Raw genomic sequence first — 17,019 nt, 5'->3', positions numbered from 1 at the left:
ACCGCTATAATTCGCGCCTTCCCTGCTGCCCCCTCCCCGTATGACTTCCGATCGCCTGTCCGCCTCGCCGGTGAAGATCCGCCGCGCGCTGCTTTCCGTTTCCGACAAGACCGGTCTGGTCGACCTCGCCCGCGCACTGGCCGCGCGCGACGTGGAGCTGCTGTCCACCGGCGGCACCGCCAAGACGATCCGCGACGCGGGCCTGGCCGTCAGGGACGTCAGCGACGTCACCGGTTTTCCCGAGATGATGGACGGCCGCGTCAAGACGCTGCACCCGCTCGTCCACGGCGGACTGCTCGGCCGCGCCGGCATCGACGATGCGGTGATGGCCGAACACGGCATCGGCGCGATCGACCTGCTGGTGCTGAACCTGTACCCGTTCGAGCAGGTCTCGGCCAACCCCGACAGCACGATGGACGAGATCGTCGAGAACATCGACATCGGCGGCCCGGCCATGTTGCGTTCGGCCGCCAAGAACTTCGCACGCGTGGCCGTCGCCACCGACCCGGCGCAATACGCCGGCATCGTGCAGGAGCTCGATGGCGCCGACGGCACGCTGTCGGCCAAGACCCGCTTCGCGCTGTCGGTGGCCGCGTTCAATCGCGTCGCCCAGTACGACGCCTGCATCAGCGACTACCTGTCGGCGATCGGCGACGACGGCGCGCGCGCGTTGTTCCCGGCGCAGCAGAACAGCAACTTCGTCAAGGTGATGGACCTGCGCTACGGCGAAAACCCGCACCAGCACGGCGCGTTCTACCGCGACCTGCACCCGGTGCCGGGCACGCTGGCCACGTTCACCCAGCTGCAGGGCAAGGAGCTGAGCTTCAACAACCTCGCCGATGCCGATGCCGCCTGGGAATGCGTGCGCCAGTTCGAGACCCCGGCGTGCGTGATCGTCAAGCACGCCAACCCCTGCGGCGTTGCCCAGGGCGTGGCCTGCGGCGATGCGTACGAGCTGGCCTACGCCACCGACCCCACCTCGGCGTTCGGCGGCATCATCGCCTTCAACCGCACGCTCGACGCGGCAACGGCCAAGGTCATCCTCGACCGCCAGTTCGTCGAAGTGCTGATCGCGCCGGACTACGAGGAAGGCGCGCTCGATTACGCCCGCAAGAAGGCCAACGTGCGCGTGCTGCGGATTCCGCACGGCGATGGCCGCAACAACTTCGACATCAAGCGCGTGGGCTCCGGCCTGCTGATGCAGACCAGCGACATCCGCGAGGTCGGCCGCAGCGAGCTCACGGTGGTGTCGAAACTGGCCCCCACCGACAAGCAGCTCGACGACCTGCTGTTCGCCTGGCGCATCGCCAAGTTCGTGAAGTCCAACGCGATCGTCTACGCGCGCGACAGTCGCAGCATCGGCATCGGCGCCGGCCAGATGAGCCGCGTGGTGTCGGCGAAGATCGCCGCCCTCAAGGCCGAGGAAGCCGGGCTGGTGGTGCCGGGATCGGTGATGGCATCGGACGCGTTCTTCCCGTTCCGCGACGGCATCGACGCCGCGGCGGCCGCCGGCATCAAGGCGGTGATCCAGCCGGGCGGGTCGATGCGCGACAACGAGGTCATCGCCGCCGCCGACGAGCACGGCCTGGCGATGGTGTTCACCGGCGTGCGTCACTTCCGCCACTGAACCGGGCCGGCCGCATGCGCCCCACGTGGCTGGCGTCCGCACTGCCCGCTTCCGGCGGGCAGCCTGCGGGCGGCGCCGTCGGTCTCGAAGCGCTCGACCACTCGCCGCGCGCCCGGAGCCCCAACCGCGCCGCCTGACGACCCGGACACGCCGCCCCCCGCACGCCCGTCGCCCCAGCGCCACCCCGAACCCAACGGAGCCCGCCATGCGCAGCCAGCACGATCACCCCGAAACGAAAACGCCGACCCAGGCCACCGGTCATCGCGCTGCCGGCATCGCCGCCCTGGCCGTTGCCACGCTGTTGCTGGCCGGCTGCGGCAAGGACGAAGGCGTCGAAGGCGCGCTGGACCAGGCCGCCGGCGCCATCGGCAAGACGCTGCCGACGCCGTACCGCGACGGTCTGGTAGTGGATGCGGCCAAGGTCGAAGGCAACGATCTCGTCTTCGTGATCCGCAATCCCGACATCACCGTCGCCAAGGCGCGCGGCAAGAAGGACGTGCTCGATGCGCTGCAGCGCGATGAGCAGGACGCGATCAGCGAGCTGTGCCGACACGACGATCTCGCCGCGGTGCTGAAAAACGGCGGCGGCGTGCGGCGACGCTTCGTCGACGGCAGCGGCCAGTCGTTCTTCGAGGTCACCTTGCAGCCCGCGCAGTGCAACCCGGCCGGCAAGCCGCGCTAGCCGCCGCGCCCGCGCCCATCGAGGGCGTCGGCGTCCGCCGCATCCGCAACACGGGCGGCTGCCACCCGGCGCCACCTCCACACGTACACCTCACCCGAACGCGTCGGCGGTCGGGGCACCACGGAGCACACTCGCAATGAAGATCCTCGTCATCGGTTCCGGCGGACGCGAACACGCGCTGGCATGGAAGCTCGCGCAGTCCGCGCGCGTCGACGAAGTGCTGGTCGCGCCGGGTAACGCCGGCACCGCGCGCGAGCGCAACTGCCGCAACGTCGACGTCGCCGCCAGCGACATCGACGGCCTGCTCGCGCTGGCGCAGCGCGAAGGCGTCGCGCTGACCGTGGTCGGCCCGGAAGGCCCGCTGGTGGCCGGCGTGGTCGACCGCTTCCGCGCTGCCGGCCTGAAGGTGTTTGGCCCCACCGCAGCCGCCGCGCAGCTGGAAGGCAGCAAGGCCTACGCCAAGGACTTCCTGGCCCGCCACGGCATCCCCACGGCGTACTACGCGGTGCACACCGACGTCGACGCCGCGTTGGCGTACGTTCGCGAAAAGGGCGCGCCGATCGTGGTCAAGGCCGACGGCCTGGCCGCGGGCAAGGGCGTGATCGTGGCGATGACGCTGGCCGAGGCCGAAGCCGCGGTGCGCGACATGCTGGCCGGCAACGCATTCGGCGCCGCCGGTTCGCGGGTCGTGATCGAGGAGTTCCTCGACGGCGAGGAAGCCAGCTTCATCTCGATGGTCGATGGCGTGACTGCGCTGCCCATGGCGACCAGCCAGGACCACAAGCGCGTCGGCGATCGCGACACCGGCCCCAACACCGGCGGCATGGGCGCGTACTCGCCGGCCCCGGTGGTCACCCCCGACGTCCACGAACGCGTGATGCGCGAGGTGGTCAATCCGACCGTGCAGGGCATGATCGCCGACGGCATTCCGTTCACCGGCTTCCTGTACGCCGGGCTGATGATCGACAAGGCCGGCGCGCCGAAGGTCATCGAGTTCAACGTGCGCTTCGGCGATCCGGAAACCCAGCCGGTGATGCTGCGCCTGCAGTCGGACCTGGTGGACCTGGTCGAGGCCGCGCTCGCGCAACGCCTGCACGAGGTGGAAGCGCACTGGGACCCGCGCCGCTCGCTGGGCGTGGTGATGGCGGCGGCCAACTATCCGGAAACCCCGAAGGCCGGCGACGCGATCCACGGCCTCGACGCCACCGTTCCGGCAGGCAGCAAGGTGTTCCATGCCGGCACGCGCCTGGACGACGCCGGCAACGTCGTCACCTGCGGCGGCCGCGTGCTGTGCGTGTGCGCGCTCGGGGACAGCGTCGCGCAGGCCCAGCAGGATGCCTACGCCGCGGTGGCAGAAATCAGCTGGGACGGCGAGTTCCACCGCAACGACATCGGCTGGCGCGCGATCGAGCGCGAGCAGGGCTGAGGCGAGCCGCAACCGGGCGCTCGGAGCGAGGCAGGGCCAGTGCTCGCATCGTGCTCAGCGCCCGCACGGCCGCTGCCCGCCGCATCGTTCGTGAGCCGGATCGATGTGTTCCGCCCGGGTCTCCGACTCGGTTCATGGGGCGACGGGACACCCTCGTTCCGATCCATGGCATGTACAGGGCGGCAGTGCTAGCCTGCAGAAATGAAGTCAATTGCCGCCAGCAACGTCTACCTCCGCACCCCGGCAGCCCGCAAGGAAGGCGTCGAACGGAACGTACGCAGCTCGTCCGCAATCGAGGGCGTGTCCGCCAAGGTGTTCCGCAGCGCGGTTGACGGGCGCTTCGTCACGACTTCCAAGTCGGACCGAACGACCGTCGTCAAGGACGGCCGCCCGAAGAAGAAGTAGCCGTTCGGCGAGTGCGCCGCAGCACGCCGGCGAAGATCGTTTCCAGAAGCTGGTAATCGCGGTCCATCGCAGCATGGATCGCGCCGATGTATTCCTGCTTCTTCCTGCCGCGAATCCCACTGAAGTCGAGGATGGGCCAACCGGCCTGCAACGCCATCAGCGTGTTGAGTAGGCGTACCAAGCGGCCGTTTCCCTCGCGGAAAGGATGGACCAGGATGAATTCGGCATGGGTCCGAGCCATTGCGGCTGACAGGCTGGCTTCGTCCATGCCCTCACAGGGCGTGCATTCGGCCAGGACGTCTCTCTGAAACGTCGTCATCAATCCGGCAATCAGGTGCGCGCTGGCGAACTGGAAACCGCCCTTGCCCATATTGACCTGCCGGTAGTCGCCCGCCCATGGGTAGACGCCACCCAGCCAGCGCCGATGCCAGTCACGCAAGTCGTTGGTGGTGAACCGCTGTGCCACGCCGACTTCGTCCAGCAGCGCATCGGTCAATGCGAGCAGCGTTTGGGTTTCCGCGCGCTGCATTTCCCGCACACGGACGATGCCCGGACGATTGGCCAGCACCCGGCCGCGTGAGCCGGGCTGGAATGCGCCCTCCGAACCGTCAACGACATATCGGCCAGGTGTCATGGCTTACAGGTGGCCGGAGAAGGTCTGGTGCAGGAGGGATTGCTTGAGTTCGTTGAGCTCAGTGAGCTTCGACTGCCCGGCGTAGTCCAGATCTCTGGTACAGCCGGCAACCTTGTGCAGGAGGTGGTCGATGCACTTGAAACCTTGGTCAAACACGGCGTGGCTCCCTTGTCCGGCTGCACTTTAGCCGGTGACGCAACCGAACGGATCAGCTGGGACGGCGAGTTCCACCGCAACGACATCGGCTGGCGCGCGATCGAGCGCGAGCAGGGCTGAGGCCACCGACGCCAGGGCGGGCTCCGGGTGCGGCGCTAGGGCTCGCCCGGGGGGGCCACGCCGCCGTCGGCCGCGCGACCAAGGCGCTGGCCGCTGAGCTTCGGTCGGCGTCATCCCCGCGCGCCACGCCGGGCCGGCGACGCGCCAGGCCCGGCGTCACAGCCTCCGGTCGAGCGATCCGATACGCCGCGTCGTCATCGGCGCTACCCCGGCGATCGCAGGGCGCGGCCAACGCGCGCACCACGCGGCAGGTGGCGCGCGCTCTGCTAGGCTCGCCGGCAAACCCGGGGGCCGCATGGCGCACAACCAGTTCGATCTGCTCAAGCAACGACGCTTCGCGCCGTTCTTCCTGACCCAGGCACTGGGTGCGTTCAACGACAACGTCTATCGACAGGCGATCATCGGCCTGCTGTTCTGGCTCGGCGTCAGCGGCGAGCAGCGCACGCTGTACACCAACCTAGCCCCGGCGCTGTTCATCGCGCCCTACTTCCTGTTCTCGGCCACCGCCGGACAGATCGCCGAAAAGCTGGAGAAGTCGCGGCTGATCCGCATCACCACCACGATGGAAATCGTGATCATGTCGCTGGCGGCGATCGGCTTCCTGACGCAGAACATGGTGGTGCTGCTGGTCGCGCTGTTCTGCACCGGCCTGCAGTCCACGCTGTTCGGGCCGGTCAAGTACTCGATCCTGCCGTCGGTGCTCAAGCCCGAGGAACTCACCGGCGGCAACGGCCTGGTCGAGATGGGTACGTCGATCTCGATCCTGCTGGGAATGATCCTGGGTGGGCTGATCTTCAAGCTGGCCGGCGACCAGGGGCCGGTGGTCGCAGCCACCGCGATCGTCGCGCTGGCGGTGACCGGCAACCTGGTCAGTCGCGCAATTCCGCGTGCGGAAGCCGGCGCCCCGGAGCTCAAGGTCAACTGGAACCCCATTCCCGAATCGATCGCCGTGCTTCGCCTGGCGCGCAAGCAGCTGGCGGTGCGAAACGCGATCCTCGGCGTGTCGTGGTTCTGGTTCATCGGCACGGTACTGACCGCGCAGCTGCCCACGTACGCCGAGGTCAACCTCGGTGGCAGCGAAACCCTGTACCTGTTCGCGCTGGCGCTGTTCTCGATCGGCACCGGCGCGGGCTCGATGCTGTGCGAGCGGCTGTCGGCGCGCACGGTGGAGATCGGCCTGGTGCCACTGGGCGCGTTTGGCATCAGCGCCTTCATGGTCGACCTGTACTTCGCGCGCAGCGGATTGCCGGCGGCAACCGGGCTGGACGTCGGCGCGTTCCTGCAGCAGCCGGGCAGTTGGCGCATCGTCATCGATCTGGTCGGCATCGGCGTGTTCGCCGGTTTCTTCGTGGTGCCGCTGTTCGCGCTGATGCAGAGCCGCACGCCGAAGCAGGAAATATCGCGCGTGATCGCCGGCATGAACATCCAGAACGCGGCCTTCATCGTGCTGGCAGCGGCGCTTGGCATCATCGTGCAGCGCTTCCTCGGCTGGAACATTCCGCAGGTGTTCCTGGCACTGGCCATCGCCAACGCGCTGGTCGCGATCTGGATCTTCACGATCGTGCCCGAGTTCCTGATGCGCTTCCTGAGCTGGGTGTTCGTGCGCGGCCTGTACCGGCTGCGCCTGGAAGGCATCGAACGGCACATCCCCGACGAAGGCCCGGCCTTGATCGTGTGCAACCACGTCAGCTACATGGACGCGCTGATCCTGTCGGCGAGCATCCCGCGGCCAGTACGCTTCGTGATGTATTACCGGATTTTCAACATCCCGGTGATGAGCTGGATCTTCCGCACCGCCAAGGCCATCCCGATCGCCGGTGCCCGCGAGAATCCCGAGCTCATGCAGCGTGCGTTCGACGAGATCGACGCGGCGCTGGCCGATGGACAGATCGTGGGCATCTTCCCCGAGGGCGCGCTTACGCGCGATGGCGACATCGCCGCGTTCAAGTCCGGCGTCGAACGCATCCTCGAACGCCGTCCGGTGCCGGTGATTCCGATGGCGCTGCGGGGCATGTGGAGCAGCATGTGGAGCCATCGCGACAGCCGCATGGGCCGCATGCGCGTGCCGCGCCGATTCCGCGCCAGCGTCGGCGTGGTGGCGGACGCCGCCATCGATCCGTCCGCGGCCGACGCGCGGATGCTGGAGGCACACGTGCGTACCCTGCGCGGCGACGCGGCCTGATCGTCGTGGACTGATCGTCGCGGCGCCGGTCGACGGCGTTACGATGCGCGCTCCCTTCTCCGGACCGACGTGATGCACGACCAGACAACGCCCGACGGCCTGCCGCCACCGCCACCGCTGCCGTCCATCGCACAGGCACCGCCCGTGCAGCACGCGCAGCACTACCCCGCGCAGAAATCCGTCGCGGTCGCGGTGCTGCTGGAGCTGCTGCCGGGTGCGTTCTTCCAGACGTTCGGGATCGGTCAGCTGTACGCCGGCAACGTCGTCAGCGGACTGGTCTTCATGATCGGCTACTGGATCGTCGCGTTCATCAACCTGATGCTGTGCGCGATTTTCATCGGCTTCATCACCTGGCCGCTGTGCTGGATCGCCGCCGCGGTGGTCTCCTCGCTGATCGCAGCGAACGCGGCCGGCCGCACGTCGCCCCGCCGCGTCTGATCTCCATCGCACAGACAGTTTCCGACCGACGCTGCTAGGATTCGCCGCGCGGGCGGCCAGGGTGGCGGCCCAGATCATTCAAAGGGGAAACAATGAGCACACCACCACCGTTCCAGGAAGCTGCACCCGGCCCGATCCAGAGTTACATGGTGTGGTCGATCCTCATCACCATTGCCTCGCTGTGCTTCTGCTGCGTCATCGGCACGATTCCGGGCATCGTCGCGATCGTGTTCTCCTCGCAGGTCAACAGCAAGCTGGCCCAGGGCGACCACGCCGGTGCGCAGGATTCCTCGCGTCAGGCCAAGCTGTGGTGCTGGATCACCAGCGGCCTGTGCATCGTGGGTGTGCTGTTCAACGTGGTGTGGCTGCTGGGCGGCGGCGCCGAGCATTACATGGAAATGATGCAGCAGATCCAGAACGCGCAGCGATGATCGCGTTGCGGCCATCGCGGCGTCTGCCGATGAAGGCCGCTGTCGTGGCGGTGGCCCTGGTGGCCATCGCCGGCGGCTTCTGGGTGCTGCGCACGTTCGACCCGAATGCCGTCGGCAACCTGTTCCCTCGTTGCATGTTCCACGCCCTGACCGGGTGGTTTTGCCCCGGCTGCGGCATGACCCGCGCGTTGCACGCACTCGCCCAGGGCGACCTTCCGCGCGCCCTTTCGATGAACGTCCTGCTGGTGCCGATGCTGGCAGCCGCGCTGTTGATTGCCTGGCAAGAGTTGGGCAACCGCCGCCTGCTCGGGCCGACGGCGCGCGCCTGGCTGTACAGCCCGGCGTTGTGGATCGGCCTGCTGCTGGTGTTCGGCGTGCTGCGCAACCTGCCCTGGTGGCCGTTGAGGCTGCTGGCTCCGGGCTGAGGCGCCCGCCCGCGCAAGCCCGCGGCGCGGCAGCTCCGCCCCGCCTTTCCCTGCAGTGAATACGATCGGTGCGCCCCGGCCCGTGGCGTGCGCGGGATCCGACACCCGATGGCCCTGGCGGGCACCGCAACGCGTGGCGGCCGGGCGAATGACGTGCGTTGGCGGGGTGCACCCAGGATCGGGGCTGCCTGGGGCGGTATGGCTCGGAACGGTACCGGTTGGCAAGGTCGCAACCGGTTGCGGACCCGAGTATTTCCCGGAGCCGCGCAGGCGCCTCGCTGCCGGCCTCAGTTCACCCAGCCGGCGATGACGAACAAGGCGAGGACGGCCATCCAGACCAGCAGGCTGCGCCAGACCAGGCTCATCGCGTCGCGCAGTTCGGGCAGGTCACCGGCGATGACCGGAGGTGGTCCGCCCACGTCGTCGGCGTAGTCGGCCGCTTCTTCGGCCAGCTCGGTGCGCACACTCGCGCGCGCCACCGCGCCCAGGAAGCGTCCGTCGAGCGAGAACGAGGCACCGCCGTTGTCGCGCCAGGCGCCCAGCACGGTGTCGAAATTGCCGACCAGAGCCAGCGCAAGCGTCATCAGCTGCGAGGCAGGCCAGTCCAGTATCGCGAGCAGGACGCGCGCACCGGCCCGGGTTTCCATCGGCAACGCCTGGGCCGCCTCGCTTTCTGCCGCCAATGCCGCCAGGCGGTACAGCAACGCACCGAACGGACCGAGCAGCAGGAACCACAGCAACACGCCGAACCAGCGGCGCAGCGCACTGCGGAAAACCGCTTCGATCATCGCGCCGCCATCGACGGGCGCATCGTTGCTGGCGCCCAGCAGGCTCACCGCGGCATCGCGGCGGGTTTGCGGATCCTGACTCGATGCCACTGCCTCGACATCGACATCCAGGTCGCGCGGTCCCCACGAATAGAACAGCACCGCCACACCAAACAGCAGACCGCCCAGCCCCAGCAGCGGAGCCTGCAGTGCGTACTGGAACAACGCGACGGCCAGCAGCGGTGGCAACAACGCCACCACGATGCCCCATCGGCTACGCCACAAACCGCCTTCGGACAGATGCGAGTCGAGCCAGCGCAGCCAGTCACCAAACCAGCCGTACTGGCGCAGTGCAGCGGCCAGGGCGGGCGCGAGGTGGCCCAGCACGAGGGCGACGACAGTGGCGATCAGGGTGGCTGACATTGCGGCTTCCTTCCCAACGTCGCGTGGGACCGCTGTGATTCTAGCGTCTCCGCGCCGACCTCAACGCACCCCGGAAGACGATGCGGTGGCGCATGCTCGGGCCAGCCATTGCTCGATCAGCCAACGTGCGATCGAGATCGGCGGCGACAGCAGCGGGCCGCCATCATCCATGGCGGCATCGTCGCGCGCCTGCGCCGCGCGGATCTCCTCGACGGTGAACCAGCGCGCCTCCTCAAGCTCTTCGGTGACCCGCGGCTCGTCCGGCTCGGCCTGGGCGATGAAGCCGAGCATCAACGCACTCGGGAACGGCCACGGCTGCGAGGCAAGGTAGTGGCAGCTGCGCACGCGCAGCGAAGTTTCCTCGGCCACCTCACGGGCGACCGCCTGTTCGAGCGACTCGCCCGGCTCGACGAAGCCGGCGATCACCGACCAGCGCCGTTCCGGCCAGCTCGACTGGCGACCCAGCAGGATCCGGTCGCCATCGCCGACCGCAACGATCACCGCCGGATCGGTACGCGGGTAATGCTCGATACCGCATCCACCGCAGACGCCCAGCCAGCCGCCGCGCTGCATCGCCACCGGGCTGCCGCAGACACCGCAGAAGCGGTGCCGGTTGCGCCAGTGCTGCACCGCCCGCGCCTGTGCGAAGACGCTGGCGGGAAATGCCGGCCACAACGTTGCGGCGGAGCGCAGGTCGATGCGTTGCGGCGCGTCGAATGCCGTCAGCGCGGCCTCCAGCGAAAACCACGCTTCGCCCTCGGGATCCAGACCGAGGAACGTCGCGGCACCGACGCCGCCGGGCCCTTCGCTGAGCTGCTCGCCACGCGGCGTGCTGGGCATGCGCTGCGCGTCGGCCAGCGCCTGCCCGTCGGCATCGAGCAGCAGCACGCGCGATTGCGCCCACAGAGCGCCCAAGGCCACGGGGTCGTGGCGCAGATGATCGGCGCGATCGAGCGCGGCCCACGGGATCTCGCCCGGAGCGGCGTCGGTGAATGCGAAGGGCGCGCGCGCGACGGTCACGCCGAGAACGAGGAGCCGCAGCCGCAGGTGGTCTTCGCGTTCGGATTGCGGATCACGAACTGCGCGCCGTGCAGGCTCTCGGTGTAATCCACTTCGGCGCCCATCAGGTACTGCAGGCTCAGCGGATCGACCAGCAGGGTCACCCCGTCGGTGTCCACCGCCAGATCGTCCTCGCCCTGGTTCTCGTCGAACTCGAAGCCGTACTGGAAGCCGGAACAGCCGCCACCCTGGATGTAGACGCGCAGCTTCAGCGCCTCGTTGCCCTCTTCGGCGATCAGCTCGCGAACCTTGGCCGCGGCCGCGGAGGTGAACTGCAGCGGACGATCGAGCGATTGGTAATCGGGCAGGCCGAGCGTGGGAATGGTTTCCATGCGATCAGGATGGGGCGCGAAGGCCGCGCATTCAAGGCGCGTCGTGCGCCGATCGCGATCCCGGTACACCGTGGGCGTGCACCACTACGGCGCCGCGCCGGTCGCGCCACCGGTGGCCGCGGTGCCTTCGCGCGTGGCATCTGCCCAGGTGAACGATTGCTCCACTGCCGAGCCCGACTGCGGTGCCAGCCGCACGATCACGCGCACCGGCGTGAACCCTGCGGGCAGGAACACATCGCCCTCCACCTGCTGGAAGTACTTGAACGAGTACGACACGCCCTGGGCATCGGGCTGCTGGCGCAGGTCGGTCCACGCCAGCTTCTGCAACTTGCCGCCGCGACTGCCCTCGACCGACAGACTCAGCCGCCCGGCACTCACGGCGCCGCGGTTGAGGTTCTGGGTGAGCGTCGTGGCGAAATGCCAGGCGGCGGCGCCGGCCTGCGGCTGCGATTGCTGCTGCTCCATGCGCAGGGCGTGCACGCTGAGGCCGCGGCGCTGTCCGGTTGCGCCGACCAGCCGCTCGTAGAACGCCACGTCGGCCCGCAGCCCGGCGATTTCCTCGTCGCGCTCGGCCAACGTGCCCTGCAGGTCGCGGTTGGCATCGCGACTGATCTCGTCCGAACGCGTCAGCGTGCTGACCCGCTGCTGCAACTGCTCGATCCGGCCCAGGTGCCCCTTCGCGTTGCGCTCGGCCTCGATCAACCGGCCGTGCACGTCACCCGGCGCCGGCGCAACGACCCGCCACAGGCCCCAGCCACCAAAGGCCAGGGCCAGCACGAACACCGCGCCAGCGACGATCCACCAGTGGCCAGGGCGGCCTGCAGTTCGAATGACCGGACGCGACGCCATGGCTGCCTACCGCTGGGACGGGATGCTCAGCCTACTACGAGGTCCCCGGCCTTCGCGCCCGCCGCCTCGATCATGCCGGCGGTGTCGCTGTGGATCAGGCGCCCGGTGAGGGTCGCGCCGGCCATCATCTCGACCACCTTGTAGTGGACATTGCCGAGCACGCGCGCCTTGGACTTGAGTTCGACGCGATCGCCGGAATACACGTCGCCGTCGAGCTGGCCGTTGATCACCACCACCGGCGCACGAACTTCGCCTTCGATGCTGCCGTTCTCGGTCAGGTCGAGCACGGCGTCCTGGCCGTCTTCGGCGATCACCTTGCCGATGATCTTGCCCTCGACCATGAGGGTGCCGCGGAACAGGAGGTCGCCACGAATGACCACCTGCGGGCCGATCAGGGTGTCCACGTAACCGTCTTGCTGGTTGGGCTTGTTGCTCTTGAACATCTCAGGTCTCCCCGTTTGCGGTGTTGTGGTTCCAGCCGATGTCCTGGTCGATCGACGCGCCGTTGCCACGCAACGACACGCGCACACGCTGGGGCGTGAACCCCGGCGGCAGCATCACGCTGCCCTTGAGGCGCTGGAAATAGCGGAATGAATAGGACTGCGCAGGCGAGGTCGGCTGCTGGTGGAGCTCGTTCCAGCCGATCGTCGCCAGCTTGCCGTCGCGCACGCCCTCGACCACGAACCGCATCTGGCCGGCGCTGACCACGCCCCGGTTGAGGTTCTGGGTCAGCACGACCAGGTAGCTCCAGGTGCCGCCGGTCTCGGCGACGAAGTCGGCCGAGTGTACATTCAGGCCCTTGGGTGGGGCGGTGGAACCGACCAGGCGCTCGTAGAACGCCACGTCGCCGCGCAGGTCGGCAAGCTCTTCCTCGCGGTCGGCCAGCGCGCGCTGGACCTCCTTGTTGGCGACCCGGCTGATCTGGTCCGACCGCTGCAGGGTGGCCTCGCGCTGACGGAACGTCGCCAGCGCGGCCTGGCTGGTACGCAGCTGCGCGCGGGCATCGCCCAGCGCCTGCCGCAGGGCGGGCAATTGCGGGCCGGCGCGATGGCTGGCCCACGCCCAGGTGGCCGCCAGCGACAGCACCCACAGCAGGGCAAGAGCCAGCCAGGGCGTGCGTTTGCGGTCTTCTTGCGGCCGCACGATGCGGTAGCGGGAATTGGGTTTTTGACTCATCAAGGTGCGATCCCTGGGGGGCGGGATGTCCCTATACTCGGTCGCATAGTTTAGCGAGGCTGCGGCGATGACCGATGCGCACCTGTTCGCAATTGGCGTGGTGCTGGCGTGGTTGGCCGGCATCCGGGTCTATCTCACGGTATTCGGGGTCGGCGTGGCCGGCGCCCTGGGCTGGCTGGACCTGCCCCAGGCGTTGGAGGCCACCCAGTCCCCCTGGGTGCTCGGGGTGTCGGGAGCGCTCGCGGCGGCGGAGTTCTTTGCCGACAAGATTCCCGGCGTCGACTCGGGCTGGGACCTGCTGCACACCTTGCTGCGGGTGCCGGTCGGCGCCTTCCTGGCCGCGGCGACGCTGTCACCCGATGGCGAACTCGGGGCCGGGGCGCTGGCCACCGGCGCCGGCGTGGCGCTGGGCAGCCACCTGTTGAAGTCCGGCTCGCGCGCACTGCTGAACACCTCCCCCGAACCGGTCAGCAACTGGACCGCCTCGGTCACCGAGGATGTCGCGGTGGTCGGTGGGCTTGCGCTGGTGTTCGCCTATCCGTGGCTGGTGTTCTCGATCGCGTTGCTGGTCAGCATCCTGCTGGCCCTCGCCCTGTGGTGGGTCTGGCGCAAGCTGTTCCGCAGGCCGCCCCGGCCGATGACGGGCTGACGTCCACACAACGCAAAACGCCACCGGGTCACGGTGGCGTTTTCGTGTGACCGCGCTCCGTGCTGTCCGCCTAGCGGATCGCACGGTCGGCAGGGCTCAGCCTTCGATCTTGGTGGCCAGGTAGTTCGGCTCGCCGATGCGTTCGATCAGCGCTAGCTGAGTCTCGATCCAGTCGATGTGCTCTTCCTCGGAATCGAGGATGTCGGCAAACAGTTGGCGACTGGTGAAATCGCCCACGCTCTCGCAATGCGCGATCGCCTCGCGCAGCACGGGCAGCGCCTCGAGCTCCAGGGCCAGATCGCAGGCCAGCAACTCGCGCGGGTTCTCGCCGATACGCAGCTTGCCCAGCGCCTGGAAGTTCGGCAGGCCATCGAGGAACAGGATCCGCTCCGACAACTTGTCGGCGTGCTTCATCTCGTCGATGGACTCGTGGTACTCGTGTTCGGCAAGTTCCTTCAGGCCCCAGTTCTTCAGCATCTTGGCGTGCAGGAAGTACTGGTTGATGGCGATCAGCTCGTTGTAGAGCGCCTTGTTGAGGAATTCGATGACTTTCGGGTCGCCTTTCATGGCCGTGCTCCACCTCTGCAATGGCGGCACTCTAGTCCTTTCGCGCGCGCGCTGGCGGAACGCGAATCGAGTGCATTTGCGAGGCGGGGCGAACCGCTGCGCGCCAGGCCTGGCGCGGCTACCGGGGGCGGATCAGGCCGCTTGCTGCAACATCGGCAGAGGCAGCTCGCGACGCACGCGGGCTTCCTCGAGCAGGCTGGAAGCCAGGTCCAGGCAGCTGCCGCAATTGGCGCCGGCGCCGGTGCGCATGGTCAGCTCGGGCACGCTGCGACAGCCTGCCTCCGCCGCCTGGCGGATGTCATGGTCGGTAACCCCATTGCAGATGCATACGTACACGGCGGACCCGCTTGTCGTGCGGCCCGGTCGGCCGCAGGGCAATTTCGCCACGAATGCGAATGATTGTCAATTCGTCGGGGTGTCACTGCCGCCACGGACCGGCTGCCCGGTCGGCCGGGGACGCGCACGCGGCCGGCTCCAGCTGCCCTGCTGCCGAGGGTCCGGGCCCGGCGCCGGCACCGCCAGCGCACCGGCGACGTGCCGGGCGAAGGGCGCCAGGTGACGCAATGCGCTGCTGTAGACCCCTCGCTTGAAGATCACCACATGCTCGAGCGGGTACCAGAAATCCACCCAGCGCCAATGGTCGAACTCGGGCTTGTCGGTGGTGTCCAGGCGCAGGTCGGATTCCTGCCCGGTCAGGCGCAGCAGGAACCACACCTGCTTCTGGCCGATGCAGACCAATCGGTCGTTGCGGCGGATGGCGCGCTGGGGCAGCCGATAACGCAACCAGCCCGGGGTCGCGCCAAGGACTTCGACGTGCTCAGGCAGCAGCCCGGTTTCCTCGCGCAGCTCGCGGTACATCGCCTCGATCGGTGTCTCGTCGGTGTTCATCCCGCCCTGCGGGAACTGCCACCCGTCGCGATGCACGCGGCGCGCCCAGAACAGGCGCCCATCCGGGTGCATCAACACGATGCCGACATTGGGCCGGTAGCCGTCCGGATCGATCACGATGCGGACTCCAAATTCACTGGCTCCGACTCTGCCACGCGCCTGCAACCACGACAACCCGTTACAACGGCCACTTTCGCGATTGACAAGCCGCGGCCGCGAATGGAGAATCTGCGGCCCGCCACGACTGGGGCGGAATTCAAGATCGCCGGCTATGTAGCTCAGCCGGTTAGAGCACAGCACTCATAATGCTGGGGTCGGTGGTTCGAGTCCACCCATAGCCACCACTCTTCGGCGATCTGTTTCCTTGGTTTTCCGTGACTTGCGACGCCCTCGGGCCGTCGCCGCGCCGCGCGCATCCGGACCGGTTCCTGCCTGCTTCGCCACGCCCGCCGACCCGCGGTCGGTTGCCTTTCGTCCGTCGAACGCCCGTCCTGCCCAGCGCATTCCCGCGCATGCTCCGGCTTGTCGCACAATGACGGCATGGACATTTTCAAGATCTTCACCGTCGAGGCGGCACACCGCCTTCCCAACGTGCCCCCCGGGCACAAATGCGCGCGCCTGCATGGCCACTCGTTCCGCATCGAGATCCACCTGTCGGGCGAGCCCGGTGCCGACACCGGCTGGGTGATGGACTTCTCGGACGTCAAGGCGGCATTCCAGCCCACCTACGACCGGCTGGATCACCACTACCTCAACGACATCGAGGGTCTCGAGAACCCCACCAGCGAACGACTGGCGATCTGGATCTGGGACCAGGTGAAGCCTGTACTGCCGCTGCTAAGCGAAGTCGTGGTTCACGAGACCTGTACGTCGGGCTGCCGATACCGCGGCTGATGCGACGGGCCGCCCTCACGCCGGCCGCGACTCCCCCGTTGCCGGCCAGCCGTTCCGGCCGGTCGCCCGGCGCGCTGGATGCCGCAACGGCGGCGTCGACAAACCTGAACAGGGCCTCCCGCAAGCCTTTGTTTCCGAACGGTTTCTGAATCGGAAGGTGCTGTCATCCGCCTGTTGTTGCATTGCAACAATTCGACGCCTATGCTGCACCGCACAAACCGGCAATTCCGCCGATGTGATGCCTCAGGAGCCTGCCATGTACCAGCAGTTCAACGAACAGTTCGTCGCCGCCACGCGCCAGTTCGCGGACACGGCAGCCCAGATCAACCGCATCGCGCTGGAAAACGCCGAGGCCGTGTTCGGCCTGCAGCTGGCCGCCCTGGAAGAGCGCGCGACTGCCACGTTTGCCTTCTTCGGCGAAGCCACCGAAGCGCGTGACATCGACGGCCTCAAGACCCTGTGGCCGAAGGGCGTGCAGCTGGCCCGCGAGAACCTCGAGCGTGCCGTCAGCACCGGCCAGGAAGTGATCGGTCGCTCCACCAAGACCAACCAGGCCATTGGCGAGATCGCCAAGAACCAGTTCGAAGCGGCCGCCAAGACCACCCAGGCGAACGTCGAAACGGCCGCCAAGGCCGCGAGCAAGGTTGCCGCTTCGGCCGGCGCGGTGAAGTAAGCACTCGCCGTCGCCCAGCGACGCAAGACAGAACCCGGCAGGCGACTGCCGGGTTTTTTGTTGCCTGCGATGCCGCCTTTGGTCTCCGTCGGGACGGGGAGACCTTGCCGGCGCCTGTACGCGAACACGATCGCAATGCCCACGGGCCCGCGCGGCACCGGGCCCGCATTCCGCCGCCAGTGCACCACATGGGCGCGAACTCTGCCCCGACTACGA

General features: G+C 68.1%; 22 protein-coding genes and 1 tRNA gene. 12 read left to right on the top strand and 11 right to left on the bottom strand.

What is annotated here, in order from left to right; translation table 11 throughout:
* The first annotated feature begins 40 nt into the window (after nt 1-40).
* The 4 genes from purH (at nt 41) to EER27_RS15160 (ending at nt 4,140) form a co-directional block, all read left to right on the top strand.
* Complete coding sequence (gene purH / locus EER27_RS15175) at nt 41-1,627, top strand: bifunctional phosphoribosylaminoimidazolecarboxamide formyltransferase/IMP cyclohydrolase (protein ID WP_425480853.1); 1,587 nt, start codon at nt 41-43, stop codon at nt 1,625-1,627.
* Between the two features lie 205 nt (nt 1,628-1,832).
* Nucleotides 1,833-2,309, top strand: coding sequence for a hypothetical protein (locus tag EER27_RS15170; protein ID WP_123088979.1), 477 nt, complete (start codon nt 1,833-1,835; stop codon nt 2,307-2,309).
* A gap of 136 nt (nt 2,310-2,445) precedes the next feature.
* Nucleotides 2,446-3,735, top strand: a complete 1,290-nt coding sequence (gene purD, locus EER27_RS15165) for a phosphoribosylamine--glycine ligase (protein ID WP_123088978.1) — start codon at nt 2,446-2,448, stop codon at nt 3,733-3,735.
* Nucleotides 3,736-3,936: 201 nt separating this feature from the next.
* Nucleotides 3,937-4,140 (top strand): hypothetical protein, encoded by a 204-nt coding sequence (locus EER27_RS15160; protein WP_123088977.1) that lies wholly within the window; start codon nt 3,937-3,939, stop codon nt 4,138-4,140.
* Here EER27_RS15160 and EER27_RS15155 read toward each other — a convergent pair.
* Complete coding sequence (locus tag EER27_RS15155; protein WP_123088976.1) at nt 4,112-4,774, bottom strand: Fic/DOC family protein; 663 nt, start codon at nt 4,772-4,774, stop codon at nt 4,112-4,114. The genes EER27_RS15160 and EER27_RS15155 overlap by 29 nt on opposite strands.
* 3 nt (nt 4,775-4,777) lie before the next feature.
* On the bottom strand, nt 4,778-4,930 hold the full coding sequence (locus tag EER27_RS17175) for a hypothetical protein (RefSeq protein WP_190285826.1): 153 nt from the start codon (nt 4,928-4,930) through the stop codon (nt 4,778-4,780).
* 415 nt (nt 4,931-5,345) lie between these two features.
* On the opposite strand from EER27_RS17175, the gene EER27_RS15145 reads away from it, so the two are divergent.
* The 4 genes from EER27_RS15145 to EER27_RS15130 all read left to right on the top strand — a co-directional run bounded on the left by EER27_RS15145 (nt 5,346) and on the right by EER27_RS15130 (nt 8,526).
* Nucleotides 5,346-7,232 (top strand): MFS transporter, encoded by a 1,887-nt coding sequence (locus EER27_RS15145; RefSeq protein WP_123088974.1) that lies wholly within the window; start codon nt 5,346-5,348, stop codon nt 7,230-7,232.
* Between the two features lie 72 nt (nt 7,233-7,304).
* A complete protein-coding gene (locus EER27_RS15140; RefSeq protein WP_123088973.1) occupies nt 7,305-7,670 on the top strand; it encodes a hypothetical protein in 366 nt (121 codons plus the stop codon).
* A gap of 92 nt (nt 7,671-7,762) precedes the next feature.
* Nucleotides 7,763-8,101, top strand: coding sequence for a CD225/dispanin family protein (locus EER27_RS15135; RefSeq protein WP_123088972.1), 339 nt, complete (start codon nt 7,763-7,765; stop codon nt 8,099-8,101).
* 29 nt (nt 8,102-8,130) lie between these two features.
* Nucleotides 8,131-8,526, top strand: a complete 396-nt coding sequence (locus EER27_RS15130) for a DUF2752 domain-containing protein (protein ID WP_223807367.1) — start codon at nt 8,131-8,133, stop codon at nt 8,524-8,526.
* 287 nt (nt 8,527-8,813) lie between these two features.
* Here the strand turns inward: EER27_RS15130 and EER27_RS15125 are convergent, their stop codons facing one another.
* From EER27_RS15125 to EER27_RS15100, 6 genes are all read right to left on the bottom strand, one after another.
* Nucleotides 8,814-9,716, bottom strand: a complete 903-nt coding sequence (locus EER27_RS15125; protein ID WP_123088971.1) for a hypothetical protein — start codon at nt 9,714-9,716, stop codon at nt 8,814-8,816.
* A 60-nt stretch (nt 9,717-9,776) separates the two neighbouring features.
* Nucleotides 9,777-10,736, bottom strand: coding sequence for an NAD(+) diphosphatase (gene nudC / locus EER27_RS15120; protein WP_425480852.1), 960 nt, complete (start codon nt 10,734-10,736; stop codon nt 9,777-9,779).
* Nucleotides 10,733-11,107 (bottom strand): iron-sulfur cluster insertion protein ErpA, encoded by a 375-nt coding sequence (gene erpA / locus EER27_RS15115; RefSeq protein WP_123088970.1) that lies wholly within the window; start codon nt 11,105-11,107, stop codon nt 10,733-10,735. The genes nudC and erpA overlap by 4 nt, the downstream gene beginning before the upstream one ends.
* A gap of 84 nt (nt 11,108-11,191) precedes the next feature.
* Nucleotides 11,192-11,956 (bottom strand): DUF6776 family protein, encoded by a 765-nt coding sequence (locus EER27_RS15110; protein WP_123088969.1) that lies wholly within the window; start codon nt 11,954-11,956, stop codon nt 11,192-11,194.
* 26 nt (nt 11,957-11,982) lie between these two features.
* A complete protein-coding gene (locus tag EER27_RS15105) occupies nt 11,983-12,399 on the bottom strand; it encodes a bactofilin family protein (protein ID WP_123088968.1) in 417 nt (138 codons plus the stop codon).
* 1 nt (nt 12,400) lies between these two features.
* A complete protein-coding gene (locus tag EER27_RS15100) occupies nt 12,401-13,132 on the bottom strand; it encodes a DUF6776 family protein (protein WP_223807366.1) in 732 nt (243 codons plus the stop codon).
* Nucleotides 13,133-13,199: 67 nt separating this feature from the next.
* Between EER27_RS15100 and EER27_RS15095 the strand changes: the two genes are divergently transcribed.
* Entirely contained in the window at nt 13,200-13,781 is a 582-nt protein-coding gene (locus tag EER27_RS15095; RefSeq protein ID WP_123088967.1) for a DUF4126 domain-containing protein, read from the top strand.
* 96 nt (nt 13,782-13,877) lie between these two features.
* Here the strand turns inward: EER27_RS15095 and bfr are convergent, their stop codons facing one another.
* The 3 genes from bfr to EER27_RS15080 form a co-directional block, all read right to left on the bottom strand.
* Nucleotides 13,878-14,348: a bacterioferritin gene (bfr, locus tag EER27_RS15090; protein WP_123088966.1), complete on the bottom strand. Its 471-nt coding sequence runs from the start codon at nt 14,346-14,348 to the stop codon at nt 13,878-13,880.
* Between the two features lie 132 nt (nt 14,349-14,480).
* Nucleotides 14,481-14,684: a (2Fe-2S)-binding protein gene (locus EER27_RS15085; protein ID WP_123088965.1), complete on the bottom strand. Its 204-nt coding sequence runs from the start codon at nt 14,682-14,684 to the stop codon at nt 14,481-14,483.
* A 66-nt stretch (nt 14,685-14,750) separates the two neighbouring features.
* Nucleotides 14,751-15,353 carry an RNA pyrophosphohydrolase gene (locus tag EER27_RS15080; protein ID WP_123088964.1) on the bottom strand — a complete coding sequence of 201 codons (603 nt, stop codon included), beginning with the start codon at nt 15,351-15,353 and terminating at the stop codon, nt 14,751-14,753.
* A gap of 150 nt (nt 15,354-15,503) precedes the next feature.
* Here EER27_RS15080 and EER27_RS15075 point away from each other — a divergent pair.
* The 3 genes from EER27_RS15075 (at nt 15,504) to EER27_RS15065 (ending at nt 16,803) form a co-directional block, all read left to right on the top strand.
* Nucleotides 15,504-15,580: transfer RNA gene (locus tag EER27_RS15075), tRNA-Met, on the top strand.
* A gap of 196 nt (nt 15,581-15,776) precedes the next feature.
* Complete coding sequence (gene queD / locus EER27_RS15070; protein ID WP_123088963.1) at nt 15,777-16,130, top strand: 6-carboxytetrahydropterin synthase QueD; 354 nt, start codon at nt 15,777-15,779, stop codon at nt 16,128-16,130.
* A gap of 256 nt (nt 16,131-16,386) precedes the next feature.
* A complete protein-coding gene (locus tag EER27_RS15065) occupies nt 16,387-16,803 on the top strand; it encodes a phasin family protein (protein ID WP_123088962.1) in 417 nt (138 codons plus the stop codon).
* Nucleotides 16,804-17,019: the final 216 nt, after the last annotated feature.

This window comes from Montanilutibacter psychrotolerans (assembly GCF_003719825.1).
GTDB lineage: Bacteria > Pseudomonadota > Gammaproteobacteria > Xanthomonadales > Xanthomonadaceae > Montanilutibacter > Montanilutibacter psychrotolerans.
Note: the sequence above shows the minus strand (reverse complement) of the source record. Positions and strands in the feature narration are given on the sequence as shown.

Coding starts and splice junctions, on each gene's coding strand:
- purH (WP_425480853.1), top strand. CDS start 41: ATGACTTCCGATCGCCTGTCCGCCTCGCCGGTGAAGATCCGCCGCGCG.
- EER27_RS15170 (WP_123088979.1), top strand. CDS start 1,833: ATGCGCAGCCAGCACGATCACCCCGAAACGAAAACGCCGACCCAGGCC.
- purD (WP_123088978.1), top strand. CDS start 2,446: ATGAAGATCCTCGTCATCGGTTCCGGCGGACGCGAACACGCGCTGGCA.
- EER27_RS15160 (WP_123088977.1), top strand. CDS start 3,937: ATGAAGTCAATTGCCGCCAGCAACGTCTACCTCCGCACCCCGGCAGCC.
- EER27_RS15155 (WP_123088976.1), bottom strand. CDS start 4,774: ATGACACCTGGCCGATATGTCGTTGACGGTTCGGAGGGCGCATTCCAG.
- EER27_RS15145 (WP_123088974.1), top strand. CDS start 5,346: ATGGCGCACAACCAGTTCGATCTGCTCAAGCAACGACGCTTCGCGCCG.
- EER27_RS15140 (WP_123088973.1), top strand. CDS start 7,305: ATGCACGACCAGACAACGCCCGACGGCCTGCCGCCACCGCCACCGCTG.
- EER27_RS15135 (WP_123088972.1), top strand. CDS start 7,763: ATGAGCACACCACCACCGTTCCAGGAAGCTGCACCCGGCCCGATCCAG.
- EER27_RS15130 (WP_223807367.1), top strand. CDS start 8,131: ATGAAGGCCGCTGTCGTGGCGGTGGCCCTGGTGGCCATCGCCGGCGGC.
- EER27_RS15125 (WP_123088971.1), bottom strand. CDS start 9,716: ATGTCAGCCACCCTGATCGCCACTGTCGTCGCCCTCGTGCTGGGCCAC.
- erpA (WP_123088970.1), bottom strand. CDS start 11,107: ATGGAAACCATTCCCACGCTCGGCCTGCCCGATTACCAATCGCTCGAT.
- EER27_RS15110 (WP_123088969.1), bottom strand. CDS start 11,956: ATGGCGTCGCGTCCGGTCATTCGAACTGCAGGCCGCCCTGGCCACTGG.
- EER27_RS15105 (WP_123088968.1), bottom strand. CDS start 12,399: ATGTTCAAGAGCAACAAGCCCAACCAGCAAGACGGTTACGTGGACACC.
- EER27_RS15100 (WP_223807366.1), bottom strand. CDS start 13,132: ATGAGTCAAAAACCCAATTCCCGCTACCGCATCGTGCGGCCGCAAGAA.
- EER27_RS15095 (WP_123088967.1), top strand. CDS start 13,200: ATGACCGATGCGCACCTGTTCGCAATTGGCGTGGTGCTGGCGTGGTTG.
- bfr (WP_123088966.1), bottom strand. CDS start 14,348: ATGAAAGGCGACCCGAAAGTCATCGAATTCCTCAACAAGGCGCTCTAC.
- queD (WP_123088963.1), top strand. CDS start 15,777: ATGGACATTTTCAAGATCTTCACCGTCGAGGCGGCACACCGCCTTCCC.
- EER27_RS15065 (WP_123088962.1), top strand. CDS start 16,387: ATGTACCAGCAGTTCAACGAACAGTTCGTCGCCGCCACGCGCCAGTTC.